Annotated in this window: 24 protein-coding genes; 17 read left to right on the plus strand and 7 right to left on the minus strand. The window is 70.6% G+C overall.

The genetic code is table 11. The annotated features are described in order from the left end of the window. The first annotated feature begins 4 nt into the window (after positions 1-4). From HPT28_RS12085 to HPT28_RS12125, 9 genes are all read left to right on the plus strand, one after another. Complete coding sequence (locus HPT28_RS12085) at positions 5-3,904, plus strand: DNA-directed RNA polymerase subunit beta' (RefSeq protein WP_219091122.1); 3,900 nt, start codon at positions 5-7, stop codon at positions 3,902-3,904. A 253-nt stretch (positions 3,905-4,157) separates the two neighbouring features. Further along, entirely contained in the window at positions 4,158-4,712 is a 555-nt protein-coding gene (locus HPT28_RS12090) for a DUF1707 and DUF4190 domain-containing protein (RefSeq protein ID WP_306824607.1), read from the plus strand. A gap of 425 nt (positions 4,713-5,137) precedes the next feature. Further along, positions 5,138-5,509: a 30S ribosomal protein S12 gene (rpsL, locus tag HPT28_RS12095; protein WP_003948652.1), complete on the plus strand. Its 372-nt coding sequence runs from the start codon at positions 5,138-5,140 to the stop codon at positions 5,507-5,509. 2 nt (positions 5,510-5,511) lie between these two features. After that, positions 5,512-5,982 (plus strand): 30S ribosomal protein S7, encoded by a 471-nt coding sequence (gene rpsG, locus HPT28_RS12100; RefSeq protein WP_219091037.1) that lies wholly within the window; start codon positions 5,512-5,514, stop codon positions 5,980-5,982. A 39-nt stretch (positions 5,983-6,021) separates the two neighbouring features. Then, positions 6,022-8,145 carry an elongation factor G gene (gene fusA, locus HPT28_RS12105; RefSeq protein WP_219091038.1) on the plus strand — a complete coding sequence of 708 codons (2,124 nt, stop codon included), beginning with the start codon at positions 6,022-6,024 and terminating at the stop codon, positions 8,143-8,145. 229 nt (positions 8,146-8,374) lie between these two features. After that, positions 8,375-9,568 (plus strand): elongation factor Tu, encoded by a 1,194-nt coding sequence (gene tuf, locus HPT28_RS12110; protein WP_219091039.1) that lies wholly within the window; start codon positions 8,375-8,377, stop codon positions 9,566-9,568. Between the two features lie 247 nt (positions 9,569-9,815). Continuing rightward, positions 9,816-11,183 carry a rhodanese-like domain-containing protein gene (locus HPT28_RS12115; protein WP_219091040.1) on the plus strand — a complete coding sequence of 456 codons (1,368 nt, stop codon included), beginning with the start codon at positions 9,816-9,818 and terminating at the stop codon, positions 11,181-11,183. Between the two features lie 45 nt (positions 11,184-11,228). Continuing rightward, a complete protein-coding gene (locus tag HPT28_RS12120; protein ID WP_219091041.1) occupies positions 11,229-11,588 on the plus strand; it encodes a rhodanese-like domain-containing protein in 360 nt (119 codons plus the stop codon). Then, entirely contained in the window at positions 11,585-12,358 is a 774-nt protein-coding gene (locus HPT28_RS12125) for a sulfite exporter TauE/SafE family protein (protein ID WP_219091042.1), read from the plus strand. The genes HPT28_RS12120 and HPT28_RS12125 overlap by 4 nt, the downstream gene beginning before the upstream one ends. A gap of 30 nt (positions 12,359-12,388) precedes the next feature. On the opposite strand, the gene HPT28_RS12130 is transcribed toward HPT28_RS12125, so the two are convergent. Next, complete coding sequence (locus HPT28_RS12130; RefSeq protein ID WP_219091043.1) at positions 12,389-12,670, minus strand: metal-sensitive transcriptional regulator; 282 nt, start codon at positions 12,668-12,670, stop codon at positions 12,389-12,391. 78 nt (positions 12,671-12,748) lie between these two features. Here HPT28_RS12130 and HPT28_RS12135 point away from each other — a divergent pair, with 78 nt between their 5' ends. Beyond that, a complete protein-coding gene (locus tag HPT28_RS12135) occupies positions 12,749-13,309 on the plus strand; it encodes a rhodanese-like domain-containing protein (RefSeq protein WP_257578481.1) in 561 nt (186 codons plus the stop codon). A 136-nt stretch (positions 13,310-13,445) separates the two neighbouring features. Further along, complete coding sequence (locus tag HPT28_RS12140; protein ID WP_219091044.1) at positions 13,446-13,784, plus strand: helix-turn-helix transcriptional regulator; 339 nt, start codon at positions 13,446-13,448, stop codon at positions 13,782-13,784. Positions 13,785-13,802: 18 nt separating this feature from the next. On the opposite strand, the gene HPT28_RS12145 is transcribed toward HPT28_RS12140, so the two are convergent. From HPT28_RS12145 to HPT28_RS12155, 3 genes are all read right to left on the minus strand, one after another. After that, positions 13,803-15,812, minus strand: a complete 2,010-nt coding sequence (locus HPT28_RS12145; RefSeq protein WP_219091045.1) for a hypothetical protein — start codon at positions 15,810-15,812, stop codon at positions 13,803-13,805. 89 nt (positions 15,813-15,901) lie between these two features. After that, complete coding sequence (locus tag HPT28_RS12150) at positions 15,902-16,561, minus strand: ABC transporter ATP-binding protein (protein WP_308119187.1); 660 nt, start codon at positions 16,559-16,561, stop codon at positions 15,902-15,904. A gap of 183 nt (positions 16,562-16,744) precedes the next feature. Then, positions 16,745-17,083, minus strand: coding sequence for a hypothetical protein (locus tag HPT28_RS12155; protein WP_219091047.1), 339 nt, complete (start codon positions 17,081-17,083; stop codon positions 16,745-16,747). Positions 17,084-17,249: 166 nt separating this feature from the next. Between HPT28_RS12155 and HPT28_RS26825 the strand changes: the two genes are divergently transcribed. Next, a complete protein-coding gene (locus tag HPT28_RS26825) occupies positions 17,250-17,372 on the plus strand; it encodes a hypothetical protein (protein WP_257578483.1) in 123 nt (40 codons plus the stop codon). A 12-nt stretch (positions 17,373-17,384) separates the two neighbouring features. Here the strand turns inward: HPT28_RS26825 and HPT28_RS12160 are convergent, their stop codons facing one another. Next, positions 17,385-17,804 carry a DoxX family membrane protein gene (locus HPT28_RS12160; protein WP_219091048.1) on the minus strand — a complete coding sequence of 140 codons (420 nt, stop codon included), beginning with the start codon at positions 17,802-17,804 and terminating at the stop codon, positions 17,385-17,387. 489 nt (positions 17,805-18,293) lie between these two features. Further along, positions 18,294-19,175 carry a peptidase S1 gene (locus tag HPT28_RS12165; RefSeq protein WP_219091049.1) on the minus strand — a complete coding sequence of 294 codons (882 nt, stop codon included), beginning with the start codon at positions 19,173-19,175 and terminating at the stop codon, positions 18,294-18,296. Positions 19,176-19,376: 201 nt separating this feature from the next. On the opposite strand from HPT28_RS12165, the gene HPT28_RS12170 reads away from it, so the two are divergent. The 5 genes from HPT28_RS12170 to HPT28_RS12190 all read left to right on the plus strand — a co-directional run bounded on the left by HPT28_RS12170 (position 19,377) and on the right by HPT28_RS12190 (position 23,091). After that, positions 19,377-20,141: a DUF4232 domain-containing protein gene (locus HPT28_RS12170; protein ID WP_219091050.1), complete on the plus strand. Its 765-nt coding sequence runs from the start codon at positions 19,377-19,379 to the stop codon at positions 20,139-20,141. Between the two features lie 21 nt (positions 20,142-20,162). Beyond that, complete coding sequence (locus tag HPT28_RS12175) at positions 20,163-20,561, plus strand: RidA family protein (protein ID WP_219091051.1); 399 nt, start codon at positions 20,163-20,165, stop codon at positions 20,559-20,561. A gap of 65 nt (positions 20,562-20,626) precedes the next feature. Then, entirely contained in the window at positions 20,627-21,199 is a 573-nt protein-coding gene (locus HPT28_RS12180) for a TetR/AcrR family transcriptional regulator (RefSeq protein ID WP_219091052.1), read from the plus strand. A 117-nt stretch (positions 21,200-21,316) separates the two neighbouring features. Further along, positions 21,317-22,492 carry an acyl-CoA dehydrogenase family protein gene (locus HPT28_RS12185; RefSeq protein WP_219091053.1) on the plus strand — a complete coding sequence of 392 codons (1,176 nt, stop codon included), beginning with the start codon at positions 21,317-21,319 and terminating at the stop codon, positions 22,490-22,492. A 212-nt stretch (positions 22,493-22,704) separates the two neighbouring features. Then, positions 22,705-23,091: a VOC family protein gene (locus tag HPT28_RS12190; protein WP_219091054.1), complete on the plus strand. Its 387-nt coding sequence runs from the start codon at positions 22,705-22,707 to the stop codon at positions 23,089-23,091. Between the two features lie 31 nt (positions 23,092-23,122). On the opposite strand, the gene HPT28_RS12195 is transcribed toward HPT28_RS12190, so the two are convergent. Continuing rightward, positions 23,123-24,367 carry a CdaR family transcriptional regulator gene (locus tag HPT28_RS12195; RefSeq protein ID WP_219091055.1) on the minus strand — a complete coding sequence of 415 codons (1,245 nt, stop codon included), beginning with the start codon at positions 24,365-24,367 and terminating at the stop codon, positions 23,123-23,125. Between the last annotated feature and the right edge of the window lie 259 nt (positions 24,368-24,626).

Here is a 24,626-nt window from a genome sequence, read left to right on the forward strand (position 1 = left end):
GAGAGTGCTCGACGTCAACTTCTTCGACGAGCTGCGGATTGGCCTGGCCACCGCTGACGACATTCGTCAGTGGTCCCACGGCGAGGTCAAGAAGCCGGAGACCATCAACTACCGCACCCTCAAGCCCGAGAAGGACGGACTCTTCTGCGAGAAGATCTTCGGCCCCACCCGGGACTGGGAGTGCTACTGCGGCAAGTACAAGCGCGTCCGCTTCAAGGGCATCATCTGTGAGCGCTGCGGCGTCGAGGTGACCCGTGCCAAGGTGCGCCGTGAGCGGATGGGCCACATTGAGCTGGCCGCCCCCGTCACGCACATCTGGTACTTCAAGGGCGTGCCCAGCCGCCTCGGCTACCTGCTGGACCTGGCGCCGAAGGACCTGGAGAAGGTCATCTACTTCGCCGCGTACATGATCACGTACGTGGACGAGGAGCGCCGCACCCGCGACCTGCCCTCGCTGGAGGCCCACGTCTCCGTCGAGCGCCAGCAGATCGAGCAGCGCCGCGACTCCGACCTGGAGGCGCGTGCCAAGAAGCAGGAGGCCGACCTCGCCGAGCTGGAGGCCGAGGGCGCCAAGGCCGACGTCCGCCGCAAGGTGCGCGAGGGCGCCGAGCGCGAGATGAAGCAGCTCCGCGACCGCGCGCAGCGCGAGATCGACCGCCTCGACGAGGTGTGGAACCGCTTCAAGAACCTCAAGGTCCAGGACCTGGAGGGTGACGAGCTGCTCTACCGCGAGCTGCGGGACCGCTTCGGCACCTACTTCGACGGTTCGATGGGCGCCGCCGCCCTGCAGAAGCGGCTGGAGACCTTCGACCTGGAGGAGGAGGCCGAGCGCCTCCGCGAGATCATCCGCACCGGCAAGGGCCAGAAGAAGACCCGCGCCCTCAAGCGGCTCAAGGTCGTCTCCGCGTTCCTCCAGACGTCCAACAGCCCCAAGGGCATGGTGCTGGACTGCGTCCCGGTCATCCCGCCGGACCTGCGTCCGATGGTGCAGCTGGACGGTGGCCGCTTCGCGACCTCCGACCTGAACGACCTGTACCGCCGCGTCATCAACCGCAACAACCGCCTCAAGCGTCTCCTTGACCTCGGTGCCCCCGAGATCATCGTGAACAACGAGAAGCGGATGCTGCAGGAGGCCGTCGACGCGCTGTTCGACAACGGCCGCCGCGGTCGTCCGGTGACGGGTCCGGGCAACCGGCCGCTGAAGTCGCTGTCCGACATGCTCAAGGGCAAGCAGGGCCGTTTCCGGCAGAACCTGCTCGGTAAGCGTGTCGACTACTCGGCGCGTTCCGTCATCGTCGTCGGCCCGCAGCTCAAGCTGCACCAGTGCGGCCTGCCGAAGGCCATGGCGCTGGAGCTGTTCAAGCCGTTCGTGATGAAGCGCCTGGTCGACCTGAACCACGCGCAGAACATCAAGTCGGCCAAGCGCATGGTCGAGCGCCAGCGCACCGTGGTGTACGACGTCCTCGAAGAGGTCATCGCCGAGCACCCGGTGCTGCTGAACCGTGCGCCGACGCTGCACCGCCTCGGCATCCAGGCCTTCGAGCCGCAGCTGGTCGAGGGCAAGGCCATTCAGATCCACCCGCTCGTGTGCACCGCGTTCAACGCGGACTTCGACGGTGACCAGATGGCCGTCCACCTGCCGCTGTCCGCGGAGGCGCAGGCCGAGGCCCGCATCCTGATGCTGTCCTCGAACAACATCCTCAAGCCCGCCGACGGCCGCCCGGTGACCATGCCGACCCAGGACATGGTGCTCGGCCTGTTCTTCCTCTCCAGCGAGGCGGGGGAGCGGGACGTCAAGGGCGTGGGCCGGTCGTTCGCCTCCACCGCGGAGGCGATCATGGCCTTCGACGCCGGCGAGCTCTCGCTCCAGGCCGAGGTGGAGATCCGCTTCCCGGTCGGCTCCGTCCCGCCCCTGGGCTGGACCCCGCCGGCCCCGGAGGAGGGCGAGGCCGCCTGGCAGCCGGGCGACGGCTTCCGGCTCAAGACGACGCTGGGCCGGGCGCTCTTCAACGAGCTCCTGCCCGAGGAGTTCCCGTTCGTCAACTACACCGTCGGTAAGAAGCAGCTCTCCCAGATCGTCAACGACCTGGCCGAGCGCTACCCGAAGGTGGCGGTCGCCGCGACGCTGGACAACCTCAAGTCGGCCGGTTACCACTGGGCCACCCGCTCGGGTGTCACCATCGCCATCTCCGACGTCGTCGTGCCCGAGGCGAAGAAGGAGATCATCGCCGGGTACGAGGCGAAGGACGAGAAGGTCCAGAAGCAGTACGAGCGCGGTCTGATCACCAAGAACGAGCGTTCGCAGGAGCTCATCGAGATCTGGACCAAGGCGACGAACGAGGTCGCCGAGGCCATGAACGTGAACTTCCCGAAGACGAACGCCATCTTCATGATGGTCGACTCGGGCGCGCGCGGAAACATGATGCAGATGCGGCAGATCGCGGGTATGCGCGGTCTGGTGTCGAACGCGAAGAACGAGACCATCCCGCGTCCCATCAAGTCCTCGTTCCGCGAGGGCCTGTCCGTGCTGGAGTACTTCATCTCCACGCACGGTGCCCGTAAGGGTCTCGCCGACACCGCCCTGCGGACCGCCGACTCGGGTTACCTCACCCGTCGTCTGGTGGACGTCTCCCAGGACGTCATCATCCGCGAGGAGGACTGCGGCACCGAGCGCGGCCTCAAGCTGCCCATCGCGGTCAAGGGCGCGGACGGCACGCTGCGGAAGACGGACGACGTGGAGACCAGCGTGTACGCGCGCTGCCTCGCCGAGGACATCGTCGTCGACGGCAAGGTGCTGGCCCCGGCCGGCACCGACCTGGGCGACGTCCTCATCGAGGAGCTCGTCCGGCACGGCGTCGAGACGGTCAAGACCCGCTCGGTCCTGACCTGCGAGTCCGCCGTCGGCACCTGCGCCATGTGCTACGGCCGCTCCCTGGCCACCGGCAAGCTGGTGGACATCGGCGAGGCCGTCGGCATCATCGCCGCCCAGTCCATCGGTGAGCCCGGCACCCAGCTGACGATGCGTACCTTCCACACCGGTGGTGTGGCCGGTGACGACATCACCCAGGGTCTGCCGCGTGTCGTCGAGCTGTTCGAGGCGCGCACCCCGAAGGGTGTCGCCCCGATCACCGAGGCGGCCGGCCGGGTGCGCATCGAGGAGACCGAGAAGACGAAGAAGGTCGTCGTCACGCCGGACGACGGCAGCGACGAGACCGCCTACCCGGTCTCCAAGCGCTCCCGTCTGCTGGTGGGCGAGGGCGACCACGTCGCCGTCGGCCAGCCGCTGACCGTCGGTGCGGCCAACCCGCACGACGTGCTGCGCATCCTCGGCCAGCGCGCCGTCCAGGTCCACCTGGTCGGCGAGGTGCAGAAGGTCTACAACAGCCAGGGTGTGTCGATCCACGACAAGCACATCGAGATCATCATCCGGCAGATGCTGCGCCGCGTGACGATCATCGAGTCCGGTGACGCCGAGCTGCTGCCCGGTGAGCTGGTCGAGCGCTCGAAGTTCGAGGGCGAGAACCGCCGCGTCGTGCAGGAGGGCGGCCACCCGGCCTCCGGCCGTCCCCAGCTCATGGGTATCACCAAGGCCTCGCTGGCGACCGAGTCGTGGCTGTCCGCTGCCTCCTTCCAGGAGACGACCAGGGTCCTGACCGACGCGGCGATCAACGCCAAGTCGGACTCCCTGATCGGCCTCAAGGAGAACGTCATCATCGGTAAGCTCATCCCGGCCGGTACGGGCCTGTCCCGCTACCGCAACATCCGGGTCGAGCCGACCGAGGAGGCGAAGGCGGCGATGTACTCGGCCGTCGGGTACGACGACATCGACTACTCGCCGTTCGGCACCGGCTCCGGCCAGGCCGTTCCGCTGGAGGACTACGACTACGGCCCCTACAACCAGTAAGGCGCCCGAGTCCCTCCGCGCGAGCCGCGCACCGGCTCGCAGGGCTCGCAGGACCATCCGCAGGGCGGTACCCCGAACGGGGTGCCGCCCTGCGGCGTTTCCCCGCACCCGCCCGGCCGCCCGGTCCGGGGGCGGGAATCACGGCCGGACAAGCAGAAGCGCGGTCCGTGGAACTCGCGCGGCGGCCCGAACGTCGTGGATGATGAGCAGTGTTGCTCCGGGACACGCTCCGGAGGCGGGGAGGAGTCGGGCGATGTCACTGAACTGGCAGGGCGGTAACCAGCCTTTCGCAGGTCAGCCCTACGGCGGGCAGCCGTTCATGCGCGCCTCCGACGCGGACCGGGAGCGTGCCGCCGACGTGCTGAAGGCCGGGTACGCCGAGGGCCGGCTGGGCAAGGACGAGTACGACGCCCGGCTGAACCGGCTGCACCGGGCGTTGACGTACGCGGAGATCCAGCCCGTCATCGCCGATCTCCCGCAGGGCCCGGTGCCGGCGCAACCGGCGGTACGCCACCCGGAGCCGATGGTCCACATCACGCCGCCGCGCTACATCGCGCCGATGCCCCCGCCCCCGGCGCCGCCGTACAGCGGGGTGGCCATCGCGGCCCTGGTGCTGGCCATCCTGACGCCGATGACGTACGGGGTGTGCGCGATCCCGTCCGTCATCCTGGGCCACATCGCCAAGGCGGACGTCCGCAAGACGGGCAAGCAGGGCGACGGCTTCGCCACGGCCGGGCTGGTCGTGGGGTACCTGGCGCTCGGCCTGATCGCCCTCGTCGTCCTTCTCGGGGTCACCCTGGCGGGGTAGCCGCGCGGGGCGTGGGCCGTGGGGCCCGGGGCGCCCGGTGCCGCGCGCTGCGCTCGCCGGCCCCGTTCCACCGGCGCAGACGTCCCCGGAGCGCTTCCGCAGGCCCTCTGGTCGTCGTCGGCGACGGCGGCTACCGTGAGGGCAGCCGGGTGAGGGCGCCCGGTTTTCCGTGCCACCGCCCGCGTGCCGTTCTCTTTTGACCGGAGCGGATGCGGTAGGTACGCTCTGACCTTGTGCCTGGGGTGTCCCCTGCGCTGCTTCGGCCGCTCGTGTGACACCAGGATCTGCACACGCTTCTCCCTCCAGAGGAGTCACCCCGTCCCCGTGGCGGGGGTCTGCAGCCTCCGACACACCCGACCGCGTGGGTCGGACAATGTGGCCCAGGTTAGCTTTACCGAGACTGGCACACAGAAACCGGAGAAACTGTGCCTACGATCCAGCAGTTGGTCCGCAAGGGCCGACAGGACAAGGTCGAGAAGAACAAGACGCCGGCACTGGAGGGCTCTCCCCAGCGTCGCGGCGTCTGCACGCGCGTGTTCACCACCACTCCGAAGAAGCCGAACTCGGCCCTGCGTAAGGTCGCGCGTGTGCGTCTGACCAGCGGGATCGAGGTCACGGCCTACATTCCGGGTGAGGGTCACAACCTGCAGGAGCACTCCATCGTCCTCGTGCGCGGTGGCCGTGTGAAGGACCTGCCGGGCGTTCGCTACAAGATCATCCGTGGCTCGCTCGACACCCAGGGCGTCAAGAACCGCAAGCAGGCTCGCAGCCGCTACGGCGCCAAGAAGGAGAAGTAAGCATGCCTCGTAAGGGCCCCGCCCCGAAGCGCCCGGTCATCGTCGACCCGGTGTACGGCACTCCTCTGGTGACCTCCCTGATCAACAAGGTGCTGCTGAACGGCAAGCGCTCCACCGCCGAGCGCATCGTCTACGGCGCCATGGAGGGTCTGCGTGAGAAGACCGGCACCGACCCGGTCATCACGCTGAAGCGCGCTCTGGAGAACATCAAGCCGACGCTTGAGGTCAAGTCCCGCCGCGTCGGTGGTGCGACCTACCAGGTTCCGGTCGAGGTCAAGCCCGGCCGTGCCTCCACGCTCGCTCTCCGCTGGCTCGTCGGCTACTCCCGCGCCCGTCGCGAGAAGACGATGACCGAGCGTCTGATGAACGAGCTGCTCGACGCCTCCAACGGCCTCGGTGCGGCCGTGAAGAAGCGCGAGGACACCCACAAGATGGCCGAGTCCAACAAGGCCTTCGCGCACTACCGCTGGTAGTCGCTACCCCTATCGAGACCGAGAGAAGACTGAAGCCTTATGGCTACCACTTCACTTGACCTGGCCAAGGTCCGGAACATCGGGATCATGGCCCACATCGACGCGGGCAAGACGACCACCACCGAGCGGATCCTGTACTACACCGGCGTCAGCTACAAGATCGGCGAGGTCCACGACGGCGCCGCGACGATGGACTGGATGGCGCAGGAGCAGGAGCGCGGCATCACCATCACGTCCGCCGCGACGACCTGCCACTGGCCGCTGGACAACATCGACCACACGATCAACATCATCGACACCCCGGGTCACGTCGACTTCACCGTCGAGGTGGAGCGCTCGCTGCGCGTGCTCGACGGTGCCGTGACCGTGTTCGACGGTGTCGCCGGTGTGGAGCCGCAGTCCGAGACGGTGTGGCGTCAGGCGGACCGCTACGGCGTGCCGCGCATCTGCTTCGTCAACAAGCTGGACCGGACGGGCGCCGAGTTCCACCGCTGCGTCGACATGATCGTCGACCGGCTGGGCGCGACGCCGCTGGTCATGCAGCTGCCGATCGGTGCCGAGGCCGACTTCAAGGGCGTCGTGGACCTGGTCCGCATGAAGGCCCTGGTCTGGTCCGCCGAGACGAAGCTGGGCGAGGCCTACGACGTCGTCGACATCCCCGACACGCACCAGGAGGCCGCCGAGGAGTACCGCGGCAAGCTCCTGGAGGCCGTCGCGGAGAACGACGAGGAGATGATGGAGCTGTACCTGGAGGGCCAGGAGCCCACCGAGGAGCAGCTCATCGCCGCCATCCGTCGCGTCACCCTGGCCTCCACGGGCGCCGAGGGCACCATCACGGTCACCCCGGTGTTCTGCGGTACCGCGTTCAAGAACAAGGGCGTGCAGCCCCTGCTCGACGCGGTCGTGCGGTACCTGCCGTCGCCGCTGGACGTCGAGGCCATCGAGGGCCACTCGGTCAAGGACAGCGAAGAGGTCATCAAGCGTCGCCCCTCCGAGGAGGAGCCGCTGGCCGCGCTCGCCTTCAAGATCGCGAGCGACCCGCACCTCGGCAAGCTGACCTTCGTCCGGGTGTACTCGGGCCGCCTGGACGCCGGCACGCAGGTGCTGAACTCCGTGAAGGGCAAGAAGGAGCGCATCGGCAAGATCTACCGGATGCACGCGAACAAGCGTGAGGAGATCGCCTCGGTGGGCGCCGGCGACATCGTCGCCGTCATGGGTCTGAAGCAGACCACCACCGGTGAGACCCTCTGCGACGCGGGCAGCCCGGTGATCCTGGAGTCGATGGAGTTCCCGGCTCCGGTCATCCAGGTCGCCATCGAGCCCAAGTCGAAGGGCGACCAGGAGAAGCTGGGCGTCGCGATCCAGCGGCTGGCCGAGGAGGACCCGTCCTTCCAGGTCAACACCGACGAGGAGACCGGCCAGACGATCATCGCCGGCATGGGCGAGCTGCACCTGGACGTGCTGGTCGACCGCATGAAGCGCGAGTTCAAGGTCGAGGCCAACGTCGGTAAGCCGCAGGTCGCCTACCGCGAGACCCTGCGCAAGTCGGTCGACAAGCACGACTACACGCACAAGAAGCAGACTGGTGGTTCCGGCCAGTTCGCCAAGGTGCAGATCCAGATCGAGCCGCTGGAAGGCGACGGCTACGAGTTCGTCAACAAGATCACCGGTGGCCGCATCCCCCGGGAGTACATCCCGTCGGTGGACGCCGGCTGCCAGGAGGCCATGGAGTTCGGCGTCCTGGCGGGCTACCCGCTCACCGGTGTGCGCGTGACGCTGCTCGACGGCGCCTACCACGAGGTCGACTCCTCCGAGATGGCCTTCAAGATCGCCGGTTCCATGGCCTTCAAGGAGGCCGCCCGCAAGGCCAGCCCGGCCCTGCTGGAGCCGATGATGAAGGTCGAGGTCACGACGCCCGAGGACTACATGGGTGACGTGATCGGCGACATCAACTCGCGCCGTGGTCAGATCCAGTCCATGGAGGACCGCGGTGGCGCCAAGCTCGTCACGGGCCTGGTGCCGCTCTCGGAGATGTTCGGCTACGTCGGCGACCTGCGGAGCAAGACCTCCGGTCGCGCGAGCTACTCCATGCAGTTCGACTCCTACGCCGAGGTTCCCAAGAACGTCAGCGAGGAGATTGTCGCGAAGGCCCGGGGCGAGTGACGACGGTTCGCCGTCGTAATCTCACCCCTTAGGCTGTAGCACAACGGCATTCCGGGGCATCCGGCGCAGATCGCGGCAAAGCGGTCTGGGCCGGGCCCCGGTGGCCAGCCCTTAAGAACGAACGGGTCAAGGGCGTCCCCCTCGGGGTCCTGGCTTGTTCGGTACGACCACCTGAACCCTTCCCGCAGAGTGCGGGGGGCGTACAGCACCAGTCCACAGGAGGACCCCAGTGGCGAAGGCGAAGTTCGAGCGGACTAAGCCGCACGTCAACATCGGCACCATCGGTCACATCGACCACGGTAAGACCACCCTCACGGCGGCCATTACCAAGGTGCTGCACGACGCGTACCCCGACCTGAACGAGGCGTCGGCGTTCGAGAACATCGACAAGGCTCCCGAGGAGCGCCAGCGCGGTATCACCATCTCCATCGCGCACGTCGAGTACCAGACGGAGTCCCGTCACTACGCCCACGTCGACTGCCCGGGTCACGCGGACTACATCAAGAACATGATCACCGGTGCCGCCCAGATGGACGGTGCCATCCTCGTGGTCGCCGCCACCGACGGCCCGATGCCGCAGACCAAGGAGCACGTGCTCCTGGCCCGCCAGGTCGGCGTTCCGTACATCGTCGTCGCCCTGAACAAGGCCGACATGGTGGACGACGAGGAGATCCTGGAGCTCGTCGAGCTCGAGGTTCGTGAGCTGCTCTCCGAGTACGAGTTCCCGGGCGACGACGTCCCGGTCGTCAAGGTCTCCGCGCTGAAGGCGCTGGAGGGCGACGCCGAGTGGGGCAAGTCCGTCGTGGACCTGATGAAGGCCGTCGACGAGGCGATCCCGGAGCCGGAGCGCGACGTCGAGAAGCCGTTCCTGATGCCCATCGAGGACGTCTTCACCATCACCGGTCGCGGTACGGTCGTCACCGGCCGCATCGAGCGTGGTGTCCTCAAGGTCAACGAGAACGTCGACATCATCGGCATCAAGCCGGAGAAGACCTCCACCACGGTCACCGGCATCGAGATGTTCCGCAAGCTGCTCGACGAGGGCCAGGCCGGTGAGAACGTCGGTCTGCTGCTCCGCGGCATCAAGCGCGAGGACGTCGAGCGCGGCCAGGTCATCATCAAGCCGGGCTCGGTCACCCCGCACACGGAGTTCGAGGCCACGGCGTACATCCTGTCGAAGGACGAGGGTGGCCGCCACACCCCGTTCTTCAACAACTACCGCCCGCAGTTCTACTTCCGTACGACCGACGTGACCGGCGTCGTGACCCTCCCCGAGGGCACCGAGATGGTCATGCCGGGCGACAACACCGACATGAAGGTTGAGCTCATTCAGCCTGTCGCCATGGAAGAGGGCCTGAAGTTCGCCATCCGTGAGGGTGGCCGGACCGTGGGCGCCGGCCAGGTCACCAAGATCCTCAAGTGACCTGACGGTTCCTGGCGGAACCAGCTCCACGTGAGGGGCCCGTACGACCACCCGGTCGTACGGGCCCCTCACGCGTGTCCGGGGCTCCTCCCACGTGGGTCCGGGTCTCCTCCCGCGTGTTCGGGGCCCTGGGGAACGGCGGGCGCGGCCGGAGGCTCACCGTACGGCGCAGATACCCCCCTAGGTATCTCTGCTACGGTGGAGGCAGTAGATACCCCCCGGGGTAAGCATCCGAAGGAGAGTGACCGTGTACTTCGTCGACACCTTCGAGACCGAGGGGCTGGGCAACCGGAGCTATCTGGCCGGCGGGCCCGGCGGTGCGGTGGCGGTCGATCCACCGCGCGACATCGAGCGGGTGCTCGCCGCGGCCGCCCGGCGGGGCGTGCGCGTCGTGTTCGTGGCGGAGACGCACGTGCACAACGACTACGTCACCGGCGGCCTGGAGCTGGCCCGGCTGACGGGGGCCCGCTACCTGGTCCCGGCCGGTGCCCACGTGTCCTTCGCCCGCACCCCCGTCGCCGACGGCGACACCGTCACGGTGGACGAGGGTCTGCGGCTGCGGGCCCTGGCGACTCCGGGGCACACCCCGCACCACACCTCCTACGTGCTGGAGGACGAGGGCCGGGCCGTGGCCGCGTTCACCGGCGGCTCGCTGCTCATCGGCTCGGTGGGCCGTCCCGACCTCGTCGAGCCCCGGCTGACCGAGCGGCTGGCCCGCGCTCAGCACGCCTCCGCCCACCGTCTCGCCGAGGCCCTGGGCGACGAGGTGCCGGTGCTGCCCACCCACGGGTTCGGCAGCTTCTGCGCCTCGGCCCAGTCCGACGGCGACGCGACGACGATCGGCGAGGAGCGCGCCGCCAACGAGGCTTTCACGCTGGACGTGGACACCTTCGTCGAGCGGATGCTGGCCGGGCTGGACGACGTCCCCGCGTACTACGCGCACATGGGCCCGATCAACGCCGCGGGGCCCGCCCCCGTCGACCTCACCCCGCCGGCGCCGGCCGACGCCGAGCGCATCGCCGAGCGGCTGGCCGCCGGTGAGTGGGTGGTGGACCTGCGCAGCCGCGTCGCCTACGCCGCGGGCCACGTGGCCGGTTCGGTCAACTTCGAGGGCGAGGGCAAGCTCGCCACCTACCTCGCCTGGCTCATGCCGTGGGGCAAGCCCGTCACCCTGCTCGCGGACACCCCGGAGCAGCTCGCCGAGGCGCAGCGCGAGCTGGCCCGCGTCGGCATCGACCGCCCGGCCGCGGCCGCCACCGGCGACCCGGCCGGCTGGGTCCGCGAGGGCGAGGCGCTCGCCTCCTTCCCGCGCGCGACGTTCGCCGAGCTCGCCGACGCCCGTGGGCGCGGTGAGGACGTGGTGGTGCTCGACGTGCGCCGCGACTCCGAGCGCGCCGGCGAACGTGTCGAGGGGTCGGTGCACATCCCGGTCCACGAGCTGCACGCCCGTCTCGGGGAGGTCCCCGCGGGCACGGTGTGGACGCACTGCGCCAGCGGGATGCGTGCGGCGATCGCCGCCTCCCTCCTCGACGCCGCCGGCCGCCGCGTCGTCGCCGTCGACGACGCGTTCGACGCCGCCGCCCGGGCCGGGCTGACGGCCGCCTCCCGCCCCTGAGCGGCCCGCCCCCCCTGACCACCCCCGTACAGCGAAGGCAGAGCCATGCCCCTCTTCCGACGCGGTCGAGACCGCCTCACCCCCGAACAGGCCCACGCCCGAACCGGCGACGGCGCCGCCGTCCTGCTGGACGTGCGGGAAGCGCCGGAGTGGGCGGCCGGGCACGCCCCCGCCGCCGTCCACCTGCCGCTGACCCGCCTCACGGCCGGGGCCGCCCTGCCCGACGAGGCGCGGGGGCGGCCGGTGGTGGCGATCTGCCGTTCCGGCAACCGCTCCCAGCGGGCCGCCGAGCTGCTCGTCGCCCGGGGCGTCGACGCCGTCGACGTCGCGGGCGGGATGGCCGCCTGGGCACGTGCCGGACTGCCCGTCGTCGACGCGCGTGGGCGGGACGGCCGGATCGCGTGAGCGCCCTGGTCCTGGCCCTGCTGGCGGGGGCCGTGGTCGGCCTGGCACTCGGGGCGCTCGGCGGCGGCGGGAGCGTCCTGGCCGTACCGGCGCTGATCTACCTGCTCGGCTTCAGCCCGGTGGCGGCGACGAGCGCCAGTCTCCTCATCGTCTCCGCCACCTCGCTGACCGCCCTGTACACCCACGCCAGAGCGGGCAACGTCCGGTGGCGGGTGGGGGCGGCCTTCGCCGCGGCGGGCCTGCTGCCCGCGGCCCTCGCCGGGGCCGCGGCCGCCCGGCTGCCGCAGGTCGCCCTCACGCTGGCGTTCGCCCTCGTCGCGACCCTCGCCGCGCTGCGCATGCTGCGCCCGGCCCCGGACCCGGCCGCTGCCGGCGCCGGTGCGCCGCGGGTGCGGCCGGTGAAGGCGGCGGGAACCGGGGCGGGGCTGGGTGCGCTGACCGGTCTGCTGGGCGTGGGCGGTGGCTTCCTCGCCGTCCCGGCCCTGGTCACGGTGCTGGCCTTCGAGATGCCGGCCGCCGTGGGCACGAGCCTGCTGGTGATCTCGGCGAACTCCCTGACATCCCTGGTCACCCGCGCGGGCGTCGCCGTCCCCCTCGACTGGTCGGTCATCGCCCCGTTCACCGCGGCCGCCGTCCTGGGCGCCTGGGACGGCAGGCGGCTCGCGGCCCGGGTCTCGGTGCCCCGGTTGCAGCGACTGTTCGCGGCGGTGCTCCTGGCCGTGGCCGCCTTCATGCTCGTCGACGTCCTCCTCGTCGGCCTCCTCGGCTGAGTGGGAGGGGGTGTCGTGCTCCGGGGCGGGTCAGGCCAGGGAGAGGAACAGCTTCTCCAGCCGGGCCCGCATCTGCTCGCGGTCGCCGGACTCGGCCATGTCCGCGTCGGTGAGGCAGTGCTGGAGGCCCGTCGCGATGATCGCGAAGCCCGCCCGGTCGAGCGCGCGGGAGGCCGCGGCGAGCTGGGTGACCACGTCCTCGCAGTCCCGCCCCTCCTCGATCATCCCGATCACGCCGGCGATCTGGCCCTGCGCCCGGCGCAGCCGGTTGACCACCGTCTTCAGTTCCTCGGCCGCCATCGCCAGCTCCATGATCCACTCCTGTCCGTATATACCCCACTGGGTACCCTATCCAGGGTGCCACCCGAAATGAAAAGCGGAGAAATCGCCATGAGCAGCGCCATAGCCCCCGAGCAGGTCCACGGCCGACTCGCCGAGCTGACCGTCATCGACGTCCGCACCCCCGGCGAGTACGCCTCCGGCCACCTGCCGGGCGCCCACAACGTCCCCCTCGACGACCTCGACCGCGCCCTGCCCGCGCTCAAAGCCGCCGCCGGGCGCGGGGACCTGCTCGTGGTGTGCGCCTCCGGCGCCCGCTCCGCGACGGCCTGCCGGCGGCTGGCCGAGAACGGCGTCACCGCCGCCAGTCTCACCGGGGGCACCACCGCCTGGACCCAGCTCGGGCACGACATCCACCGCCCCGCCGGCGTCCGCGCCCCCTGGGCCATGGAGCGGCAGGTGCGCCTGGCCGCCGGCGGCCTCGTCCTGACCGGGCTGCTGGCCGGTCTCCGCCTGCCGCACGCCCGGTGGATCTCCGCCGGGGTCGCGGGCGGTCTGGTGTTCTCCGCCCTCACCGACACCTGCGGCATGGCCCGCGTCCTCGCCAGGCTTCCGCACAACCGGCCGCGAGGCGCCGACCTCGACGCCACCCTCGCCGCCCTCGAAGGCTGACCCGGGCGCAACCGGGAGGCTCAGGCCGGCTCCAGGCCGCCGTCGACGGTGAGGGCCTGCCCGGTGAGCCGGCCCGCCTCCGGGCGTGCGCAATGTTCGAAGTTCGCCGAACATCGAATCACGGTACCATGGGCCTATGAAGGACCCGCGGCACCCCGCCACCGACGAGATCGCCCTCACCCGGGTTCTGGCCGCCCTCAGCGACCCCGTCCGGCTCGGCGTCGTCCGCCTCCTCGCCGACGGCGGTGAGCGCGGCTGGGGTGAACTCCGGGCCCCCGTGGCCAAGTCGACGCTCAGTCACCACATGAAGGTGCTGCGGGACGCGGGCATCACCCGCACGCGCCAGGAGGGCACCCGCTGCTACGTGCGGCTGCGCCGCGCCGACCTCGACGACCGCTTCCCGGACCTGCTCCCGGCCGTCCTCGCCGCCGCCGGCGCCGACGACGTCGGCGCCGAGGTCACCGCGGCGCCTTGAGCGGGCCCCCGCTGTGTGTCAGGAAGACGTCCTCGTCATGACCCGGACTCCGACGATTCCCGCACCTGCGAGCAGTGCGGCGAGGGCGCAGGTGACCAGGATGGTGCTGAGCGGGAAGGCGATGGACGGATCGAGATTGCTCCACGAGAGTGAGGCAATGATTCCGGCCACCAATCCAGTTCCGGCGACGACCGTGTACCCCAGAAGAAACTCTCGGACGTTGATGCCGCGGATTCGGTGATGTGTCAGCCCCAGGGCCGTGAGGAGCCGCGCTCCCCGGCGCCCAGTCGCTGTTCGATCGACCATTCCGACGGCGAGGCTGAGGAACGTGAGTGAACTCAGGACGGTGATACCCCCGAAGATCCAGGAGACGAGATCGGACTCCTGGAGGGTGAGGTCGGCTGCCGAGATCACGTTGAGCGCGGCGGGGTTTCCGAGTGCCGCGGCGCGTATATCCATCTCGAACTGTGTACTGCGCGGCGCCAGGATGATCACCTGGCTTTCGGAGGTGAGTCGATCGAATTCCGGGCGGACCAGCTCGACCTCCATCGGGGAACGGACGACGCCCGCCAGGCGATCCTCAGCCGTGGCCTCCAGCGTCCCGTCAGGAGCACAGGCCCGCGTGTTCAGCAGGCGGCTGATATCCGTGCAGGTCGCGCCAAGCTCCATGACAGGGGCGTTTCCCTGGCTCGTGGACTGGCTGACAGGAGCCGCGACAGCGTCCGGAAGGTCGCGGAGCAACAGCTCGAAGTCGACGTCACCGAGCGCTCCGCGAAGGAGGACGGCTTCGGCGGAGACATCCGGCGGCGTCGGCGGGTCGAGGTCGCGTGCTGCGCTGATCCACGCCGCGACAACCGGCGTGATCACGAGAAGGGCCGCGATGCCGTACAGCGGCCGGACCGCGGAGCGGGGATCGTACTGAAGCCGCCGCCCGGCCAGCACGTCCTCGGGGGATCGTGCCCTCGTCGCCATGCGAGCGCCCACGATGCGCCCGATCAGCGGGAGGACCAGTGGGACTCCCGCGGCGAGCAGGACCACACCGGCCAGGGTGGTGGTGGATGCCGAATCGCCCGCGCTGAACGTCGCTACGACCAGCAGGAGCACCGCGGCCGCTGCGGGTGCTGAGCGCAGGGCGGGCAGCCGCGGGCGGCCCGCCCGGGGCCGCGGGGTGGCCTGGTGGCGTTCCTCCCCGCGGCGTTCCACGACGACGGCCAGCCGGCCGAATGCGATGGTCAGAACCAGGAGCAGGAGCACCACGGCCCATAGCGGCAGCCTGAGTGCGCCCTCGGCTACCGGGCGGTTGACGACGGGGATGTGGCCCATCAACGGACGGCACACCATCCACAACAGCGTTCCGGCGGCAAGCCCTGGCAGGAATGCAGCCGCTGACTCCAGGACGATCAGCCGTCGACGGCGCTTGGTGGCGACACCCACGGCGCGCAACAGAGCCAGACGCTGGGCGCGCAGCGGAGCGGACACGGCAGTACCCGCTGCAGCGAGCACGATCAACGGTACGACGACAAAACCCGTCAGGGCGAGTGCCATGGCCGGAACATCGATCTCGGTCCCCTCACCGATGCTCGGGCCAGGGCCGCCGAACCCGGCGACGTCGACGGTGTCCACGCCCATGGTGCCGCCTGTCGGCATGTGCCGGTAGGCCAGGAGTTCGCCCGGGTTGAGAACCCCTTCGTCACCGAGGACGGAAGCGTCGGGGAACCGCATCGCCAACGCAGGGTGCTTCTCGGCAAGGTCTGCCAGCCCGGGGGAGATGGCCCAGCCTCCCGGTTCGGGCCATGTCGTCATCCCCGGCGGCATCGCGGCCGGGGAATCCAGACTTACCGGGTCGAGCCATACGACCGGGTACTGGTCGGGCCCCCAGGTGTCCGTTCGCTGATCGACCCGGAGCACAGCGGGTTCACCGGGCGTGGCCAGAGTCAGCGTCCGTGCTTGGAAGCGTGCGCTCTCCGCGGCCAGCATGTGGACCACGCCCACGGTGAACAGCGCCGTCGCGGCGGCCACGGCGGCCACGGCGCCAAGGAGAACCAGGCGTAGTCGCTGTTGCGGGTGCTGGCCCGTCGCCAGACGGAGAGCGACTCGGAGCGTCGTTCTGCCCGCGTTCACCGAAGCTCTCCGGGGGAAGCCGTGGCGGGAGCTGCCTGAAGACGGCCCGACTTGAGGATGAGCGTCCGGTCCATGGCACGTGCGACCGCCGTGTCATGGGTGGCGACGACGAGTGCGGCCCCGCCCTGGCGGCATGCGTCCAACAGGACCTCAGTCACGCGCTGGGCGTTGTTCTCGTCCAGTGCCCCGGTGGGCTCGTCGGCCAGGACCAGCCGTGGTCCACAGACCAGTGCCCGTGCGATGGCCGCACGCTGCGCTTCGCCGCCTGAGAGCTCCTCGGGTGGCCGGTGTCCGTACCCGGCCAGGCCGACCAGGCTCAGCAGTTCCTCCGCCCGGGCTCGCGCCCCGCCTCTGCCGGAGAACATGGCGGGAAGGGCTACGTTCTCCAGGATGCTCAGTTCCGGCATCAGCTCACCGAACTGGAACACCATGCCGATGCTCGCCAGCCGAACGGCGGCGGCAGTGTCCTCCGGAACACCACTGAGCGGCTGTCCGCAGATCTCCACGACCCCTTCGGCCGGGTGGGTCAGACCGGCCAGTGCATTGATCAGCGTGGTCTTGCCGGAGCCGGAAGGACCCATGACTGCTACGGCCTCTCCTGCTCTCACCTCGATGTCGAGTCCGTCCGCGATCCTGCGTCCTGGTACCTCGATCACCAGGCCGGTCGCTCGGGCGACGGGGCGACGCCCCGGATCATCCTGGGAAGGCGAGTCTCCCGCTCTCGTACTCCCGCGCTCCACCACTACGTCTCCCGCCCGTCCTCATGCCCCGTTGTCCACTGGAAAGGGCGTGTCCCGCCACCACTCGCGGAACGGCGGCAGGACACGTGAGCACTCCTATCAGTACCGCTGCCAGTTACCGCACGAGTCAGGCCAGAAGTTGGGCGTCTCGCACGTCTTGTGACCGGTTATCTTGCCCGGAGAGCCTTCCTGGGCGCACACGCCGTTGTTTCCGTCTCCGTCCTTGACCGAGCCGGTCCCGGAGGATCCGTACTCGTAGACGGCCTTCACGCCCGTGCGGTCCGACTCCTTGTCACACGTCTTGATGTCTCTGCGCGAATTGAAGTCGTAAGAGTAGTCGCTGCCGTTGTAGCTGGTGAGAGCGCTCGCGGCGGTCGGGGCCGCAAGGACAAGGCCGAATACGGCTGTTGCTCCGACTGCGATGCTGCGCACACGCATGTGGATTCCCCTCCTTCTGCTCCCGGTCGGGAGCAAGCAACCCAGAGTCCACATGATCACCCCCCAGGGCACAACCTTCGGGATTGCGGAGCGTGACACTTCGACTCGATGTCATCGGCGTGGGCGGCTATCTGGCCGGAATGGACCGTAGGGGGCAGTTCGCTGCTTGGCCTCTTACGTGCGGCTGCGCCGCGCCGACCTCGACGACCGCTTCCCGGACCTGCTCCCGGCCGTCCTCGCCGCCGCCGGCGCCGACGACGTCGGCTCCGAGGTCACCGCGGCGCCCTGAGTCCCTCCCACGTCAGTCGATGGTGAAGAGCGGGCCGGTGAGTGTCAGGCCCAGCTCGTCGCCGGTGTAGGCGAAGAACGCGAGCAGCATCAGCGAGGCTCCGGCCAGGGCTGTGTCCTTGAGGAAGTGGAGCATCTCGCCCTGCCGTGCCTGGGCGTCCTCCTCCTTCCAGAACGCGTGCATCAGCAGCGCGGTGGGGACGAGGAAGGCGGCGAGAAGCAGGGCGCCCAGGTCGGCCCAGACGCCGAGCAGCACGCTCAGCCCGCCGGCGAGGAGCAGCAGGCCGCTGCCGATGGTGGCCGGGGTGGCGGCCGGGATGCCCCGGGAGGCCGCGTAACCGGCCATGGCCTTCGTCTGCGTGAGGTGGTTGAAGGCAGAGGCGAGGAACAGCGTCGTGAAGAGGATGCGTCCGATGAGCACCAGGACGTCCATGACGGCCTCCAGGTGTGGACTTCCACTGGGTGAGAGCTCGTCTCTGCGCAGTTTATCCTGATATGCGCGAGAGGTCTCTTCCGCAGTGCTGCGCCCGCCGCCCGCCGCCCGCCGCCCGCCGCCCGTCGCGGCGCAGGCCGTGACCGTCGCCACGCCGAGGCGCGCCACGTTCCGGCGGGGCTGCCGCATCACCCGGGTGTCTGCACCACGCGGAGGAGGCGGAGGGATACGGGTGCACAGCGTGGGAACGGCACGCGCGGACCGTTCACGGCGGCGGGAGGCGACGGAACGCTTCTCGGCGCCGGAGGACGTGCGGGCGGAGCTGGTCGGTCTCGACGGCGGCCCGAGGCCCGTGTTCCGCGGCCCGGGCCGGGTGCTCGCCACGGTGACGTTCGACGTCGACGCGGAGGACCGATGTCGGGACGCGGTGAGCCGGGTTCACCCTTTCGGGTGGGCCGGGCCGTGTGCGGCGGCCCGGCCCACGGGCCCTCAGGAGAGGGAGAGCTCGGTGACGTCGGTGGCCTCCAGGACCCAGTTCGCGCTGAGGCCGCCCTCCTTGACGTGGGCCTCGCCGTTGCCCTTGAGGACGCCGATGCGGTCGCCGGAGAGGGCGAGCTGGATGATGTCGGTGGCCTCCTTGACCCAGTTCGCGCTGAGGCCGCCCTCCTTGACGTAGGCGACGCCGTCGTCCTTCAGGACGCCGATCCGGTTCTTGGACAGTTCGAGCTGGATGACGTCGGTGGCCTCCTTGACCCACGTCGCGCTGAGGCCGCCCTCCTTGACGTGGGCCACGCCCCGGCCGTCGAGGACGCCGATCCGCTTGCCCGCGAGGTCGATGTCGGTGACGTCGCGGGCCTCCAGGACCCAGTTCGCGCTGAGGTGACCCTCCTTGACGTAGGCGTCGCCGTTGCCCTTGACGATGCCGATGCGGTCACCGGAGAGCTCCAGCTCCTTGACCTTCGTGGACTCCTTGACCCACGTCGCGCTGAGGCCGCCCTCCTTGACGTAGGCGTCGCCGTTGGCCTTGACGATGCCGATGCGGTCACCGGAGAGGGCGAGCTGCTTGACGTCGGTGGCCTCCTTGACCCAGTTCGCGCTGAGGCCGCCTTCCTTGACGTAGGCGTCGCCGTCGACCTGGAGGATGCCGATCCGGTCGCCGGCCAGCACGATCTGCTTGACGCCGAGGGCCTCCTTGACCCACGACGCGCTGAGGCCGCCCTCCTTGACGAAGGCGGTGCCGTCGGCCCGCAGCGTGCCGATGCGGTCGCCGCCGTCCCCCGACACCGTCGCGCTGGCGGTCGTGGCGGTGCCGACGCCCACCAGGCTCGCGGCGGCCAGCAGGGCGATGGCGGACGGGATCTTGCTGTGCATTCGATGCTCCGTTCTCGTTGTTCGGGCATATGCCTGAGGGTGATTCCGATCGGAGCCAACGCCGCCTCGCCGACGGTGGTCACGCAGTGTCACCCGGATGCCCGACGCGGAGTACCGGAGTGGCGGCGTCGCCCCTCCCGGCGCCTCTCCGACGGCGGGGGGCTGGTGTCCGCTCGGGCGTACGTGCGAACATCCCGCGATGTGGACACCAAGCGGGCCGGGCGCGGCCGAATGACGATCCAGCGGCTGGGCGTGCTGCTCGCCGCCGGAGCACTGCTGGCGGCCGGGTGCAGCAGCGAGGACGGCGGGAAGCCGAAGGCCGAGGGCGGCGGCTCGTCGCAGGACGGCGGCTCCGCCGCGGGCGGCGACGGGGCAGACGCTGACGGCGGCGACGGCGGCGACGGCTCCGAGGGCGGTGGCGAGGGCGCCGACGGCGGCACGGGCGACCAGGGCGACGGCGGCGGGAGCGACGGCGGCGGGAGCGGCGGCGACGGGGGCAAGGACGGCGACAGCGAGCCCGGTACCCCGGACGGCGCCCCGACGGACCCCGACTGCCCGGAGCCCGGAGTGCGCGTCATGCCCGGGCCCGTGGACGGCGACGACGGGCTGCGCCTGGTGCGGCTGATGATGATCAATTGCGGGGCCGAGGACTTCCCGGTGAGCGGCTACCCGGACGTCCGGGTCCTCGGCGAGGGCGGTGAGGAGCTGGACGTCGAGCTGCACCAGGGCGTCTCCGCCGTCTACGACGTGCGCGGCCACACGGGCAAGCCGCAGCGGTTCACGCTGGGGCCCGGGCAGACGGTGGAGTCCGTCGCCGTGTGGCGTCCCGTCGGCGGCTCCGGCGGCCGGGGGCTGAAGGTGGCGCCGTCCGAGGGTGACCCGTGGCAGAAGCTCAGCCCCGGTGGCATGGAGTTCGGCGGGGTGGACGAACTCGCCGTCAGTCCGTGGAAGACGCTCGGTTCGTAGTCGGTCACGTACCGTGCGCACATGAGTGAGCGAAGTGCGATCCTCAGCGGTTCGACGTTCGAGGAGCGGATCGGGTACGCGCGGGCCGTCGTCGAGGGGGACCGGGTGCACGTCTCCGGCACCACGGGCTTCGACTACGCGACGATGACGATCTCCGACGACGTCGTCGAGCAGGCCGAGCAGTGCCTGCGCAACGTCGAGGACGCGCTGAAGCAGGCGGGGTGCACGTTCGACGACGTCGTGCGCGTCCGGTACCTCCTGCCCCGGCGGGAGGACTTCGAGCCCTGCTGGCCGGTGCTGCGGCGGTGCTTCGGCGAGGTGCGCCCGGCGGCGACGATGATGGTGTGCGGGCTGGCCGACCCCCGGATGAGGTTCGAGATCGAGGTCGACGCCCGCCGTCCGTCGTTCGTCGGCGACTGATCCTCGATCGTCCGGTTCGTGACCGCGGTGCCGGTGGTGCGGCGCCGCGTCGATAGGCTGCCGTCATGTCGTCCCGTCGCCTCACCGCACGCCAGACCGACCTGCTGGAACGGCTGGTGGCGCTGCTGCTGGCGGAGGGTTTCTCCGCCTTCACCCTCGACGGCCTGGCCGAGCGCCTGCGCTGTTCCAAGACGACGCTTTACCAGCTCGCGGGCAGTAAGCAGGATCTGGTCGTCGAGGCTGTCAAGCACTACTTCCGCGGGGCGACCGAGGCCGTCGAGAAGCGGGTGGCGGAGACGGTCACGCCCAGCGACCGGGTGCACGCCTACCTGAACGCCGTGGCCGAGCAGCTTCGGCCGCTGTCCCGGCGGTTCCTGGACGACATGGCCGCGTTCCCGCCCGCGCGGCAGGTGTACGAGGCCAACACCCAGCGGGCCGCCGAGCGGGTGCGGCAGCTGATCGCCGAGGGCGTGACGGCCGGGGTCTTCCGTCCGGTGGACGCCGCCTTCGTCGGTGAGGTGGCCGCGGCGACGATGCGCCAGATCCAGCAGGGCGAGCTCGCCGCCCGTACGGGGCTGAGCGATTCCGAGGCGTACGCCCAGCTGGCGTCGCTGATCGTGCACGCCGTCTCGCCCTGAGTCGATCTCCGCAGGTCCGGCGTCCTGTATGCGGACGCCGGACCTCGTCTTGCGCTCCATGGGTACTATGACTGATACTCTCGTACTGTTACCAGTATCGTTCCGGGAGGTGCTCCGATGCCCGCAACCCGCACTGTGCCCACGCAGGAAGCGGCCGACCTCATCGACCTCACGCGCACCTTCGCGGTGAAGGAACTCGCGCCCCGGGTCACGGAGGCGGAGACGAACGAGGAGTTCCCCCGCGACGTCTTCGCCCTGCTCGGCCGCAGCGGGCTCCTTGGCCTGCCCTACGACGAGGAGTACGGCGGCGGCGGTCAGCCCTACGAGGTCTACCTCCAGGTGCTGGAGGAGATCGCCTCCGTGTGGTCCAGCGTCGCCGTGGGCGTCTCCGTCCACGCCCTGTCCTGCTTCGCGCTCGCCGCCTACGGCACCGAGGAGCAGAAGCGCGAGTGGCTCCCGGACCTGCTGGGCGGCGAACTGCTCGGCGCCTACTGCCTCTCCGAGCCGCACGCCGGCTCCGACCCGGCGGCCATGCGCACCCGCGCCGTCCGGGACGGCGACGACTACGTCATCGACGGCGCCAAGGCGTGGACGACGCACGGCGGCCACGCCGACTTCTACACCGTCATGGCCCGCACCTCCGAGGACCGCGCGCACGGCGTCTCCTGCTTCCTCGTCCCCGCCGACACCCCCGGCCTCAGTGCCGACCCGCCCGAGCGCAAGATGGGCCTCACCGGCTCCGCGACGGCCACCATGCGGTTCGACGGCGTCCGCGTCCCGGCCCACCGCCGCATCGGGGCCGAGGGCGAGGGCCTGCGCATCGCCCTGGCCTCCCTGGACTGCGGCCGGCTCGGCATCGCCGCCGTCGCCACCGGCCTCGCCCAGGGCTCCTTCGACCACGCCCTGCGCTACGCCCAGGAGCGCGAGACCTTCGGCAAGCCGATCATCGAGCACCAGGGCCTGGCCTTCGTCCTCGCCGACATGGACGCCGCCATCGCCTCCGCCCGCGCCGCCACCCAGTCCGCGGCCCGGCTCAAGGACCTGGGCCTGCCCTTCACCCACGAGGCGTCCGTCGCCAAGCTCGTCGCCACGGACAACGCGATGAAGGTGACCACCGACGCCGTCCAGGTCCTCGGCGGCTACGGCTACACCCGGGACTTCCCCGTCGAGCGGCACATGCGCGAGGCCAAGGTCATGCAGATCTTCGAGGGCACCAACCAGATCCAGCGCCTGGTCATCAGCCGCGCGCTGACCCGCGAGGCCGCCGGCGCCGTCACCGTCGCCGCCCGCTAGCCCCGCCCCGGGTCGCTCTCCGCGGGTGCCCGCCAGCCCGACGGCGGGCGCTCTCCGCGGGTGCCCGCGCGCCCACCTGGCCGAACGTCGGGCGCCCGTTAGCGGGCGTTCGCGTCTCCGGCCGCCCGGCGCACGGCCCCGGACGCCGCCCCGTGCCGATACTCGGACCCGCACCCACCCCCACCGGCACCGGGCGGAAGGAACAGCTGGTCATGTTCGGGAACTCGAAGGCGTTCAGCAGCTTCGCCGTCAGAGACATCCAGCAGGCCGAGGACTTCTACGCGAACACCCTCGGCCTGCGCGTCACCTGGGACATGGAGGCCCCCGGCGGCGGCCTGCTGACCCTGCACATCAAGGGCGGCACGCAGGTCCTCGTCTACGGCAAGCCGGACCACGTCCCGGCGGTCTTCACCGTCCTCAACTTCCTCGTGGACGACATCGACCAGGCCGTGGACGGGCTGACCCAAAGCGGCGTCACCTTCGAGCGGTACCCCGGCTTCGACCAGGACGAGAAGGGCATCGACCGCGGCGAGGGCCCGAACATCGCCTGGTTCACCGACCCCTCGGGCAACATCCTCAGCGTCCTGCAGCCCGACTGACGCTCCCGCCGCCCGCCCCGCCCGGAGCACGTCATCCCGCGGCGGGCCCCGCCCCACCCGCGCCCTCGGCGGGCGGCGGCAGCGCGGCGCGGGTACGCAGCGCCAACAGCGCCTCGAAGCGGAACCGCGGGTCGGCCAGCCGCTCGCCGAAGAGCGCGTCGAGCTGCCGCAGCCGCTGCCGTGCCGTCTGCGGATGGATGCCCAGAGCCCGCGCCACCTCGGGCGCCGTCCGCCCCCAGGACATCAGCAGCGCGTCCAGCGTCTCGGCCAGCCGCGCCGCCTTGCCGCTCGGCAGTCCGGCGAAGGCGTCCAGCACCCGCCGGGCCAGCAACCTCCCGATGGGCGCGGCCCGCAGCAGGTGCAGCTCGGCCAACTCGTCCTCGGCGTACAGGAACAGCTCGCCGCCGCCCTCCGGCCCGCGGTGGTCGAGCGCGAGCCGGGCGGACTGCGCGGACAGCCACGCCTCCCGGACGTCGACGGCCGGCCCCACCACGGCGGCCCGCCCCTGGGTGGCCTTCCGAATGCGGGCCAGCAGGTCCCCGGACTCCGGCCCGGGGACGATCAGCACCGTGTCGTTGCCCCGCTGCGTGCCGAGCAGCTCGCCGTCCACCTCCGTACCGGAGACGGGGAGCCGGATGCCGGGCCGGACGAGGACGCAGGCCAGGGTGCGGGGGAGCGGCCAGCGGGCCCGCTCCGCCAACGGCTCCAGCGCCGGGTGCCCCTCCCCGCGCGGCTGTTCCAGGAGCGCCCCCGTCAGGGCCCGGCGAGCCCGCCTGATCTCACCCTCGGAGCGCATCTGCGCGGCGAGGAACCCGGCCACGCACTCGTTGGCCAGCGTGTTGATGTGGATCAGCACCGCCTCGTGCAGCGGCACGACCAGCTCCGGTGGCAGCGACGCCTCCTGCACGATCTCGGCGTACCGCCTGCTGCCGACGCGCGCGCCCACGCGGAACGCGGCCTGCAGGCCGTCGGTGGTGCGGCCGCCCAGGTACTCGATGCGGCCCAGTTGCCGGAAGTGCTGGATGTGGTGGTCCTGCGGCCCGTCGGGGTCCTCCACCAGCTCCGCGAACTGCCGCAGGGCCCGCCGGATCGACTCGGTGAGGTCCCGGCCGACGGCGGAGTCCAGCGGGCGCCGGTAGGCGGGCACCTCGGTGCGGATCGCCTCGATCATGTCCCGGACGATCTCCTCCATCCGGTGCCGGATCAGCGGGGCCAGCGACGGGTGCAGCTCGTGCCAGGGCTGCCGCGAGAATCGCGCGGCCGGTGACGACGTCATCCCAGAAGCCCCCTCGTCCGACATCAGGCGCACGGCCCGGCCCCGCCCGCGGGGAAATGGGCTGCACCGGGTGAGACCGCGTCCGCAAAAGCTGTCAGGCCCGTGACACTTCTGCCGTCCGGGCGGCCCGCTCCCTGGTTCGTCCCGCGCATACGACGCCAGTGTGAGTCCGAGGTTACGTGCCGGTAGCTTCCGTGTCTCCGTTCGATGCCCCACATTTCGCGGAGCGCCGCCGGCTTCCTGTCCGAGCACGGCAAAG

The sequence above is a fragment of the Streptomyces sp. JJ38 genome, from assembly GCF_019303475.1.
Taxonomy (GTDB): Bacteria; Actinomycetota; Actinomycetes; order Streptomycetales; family Streptomycetaceae; genus Streptomyces.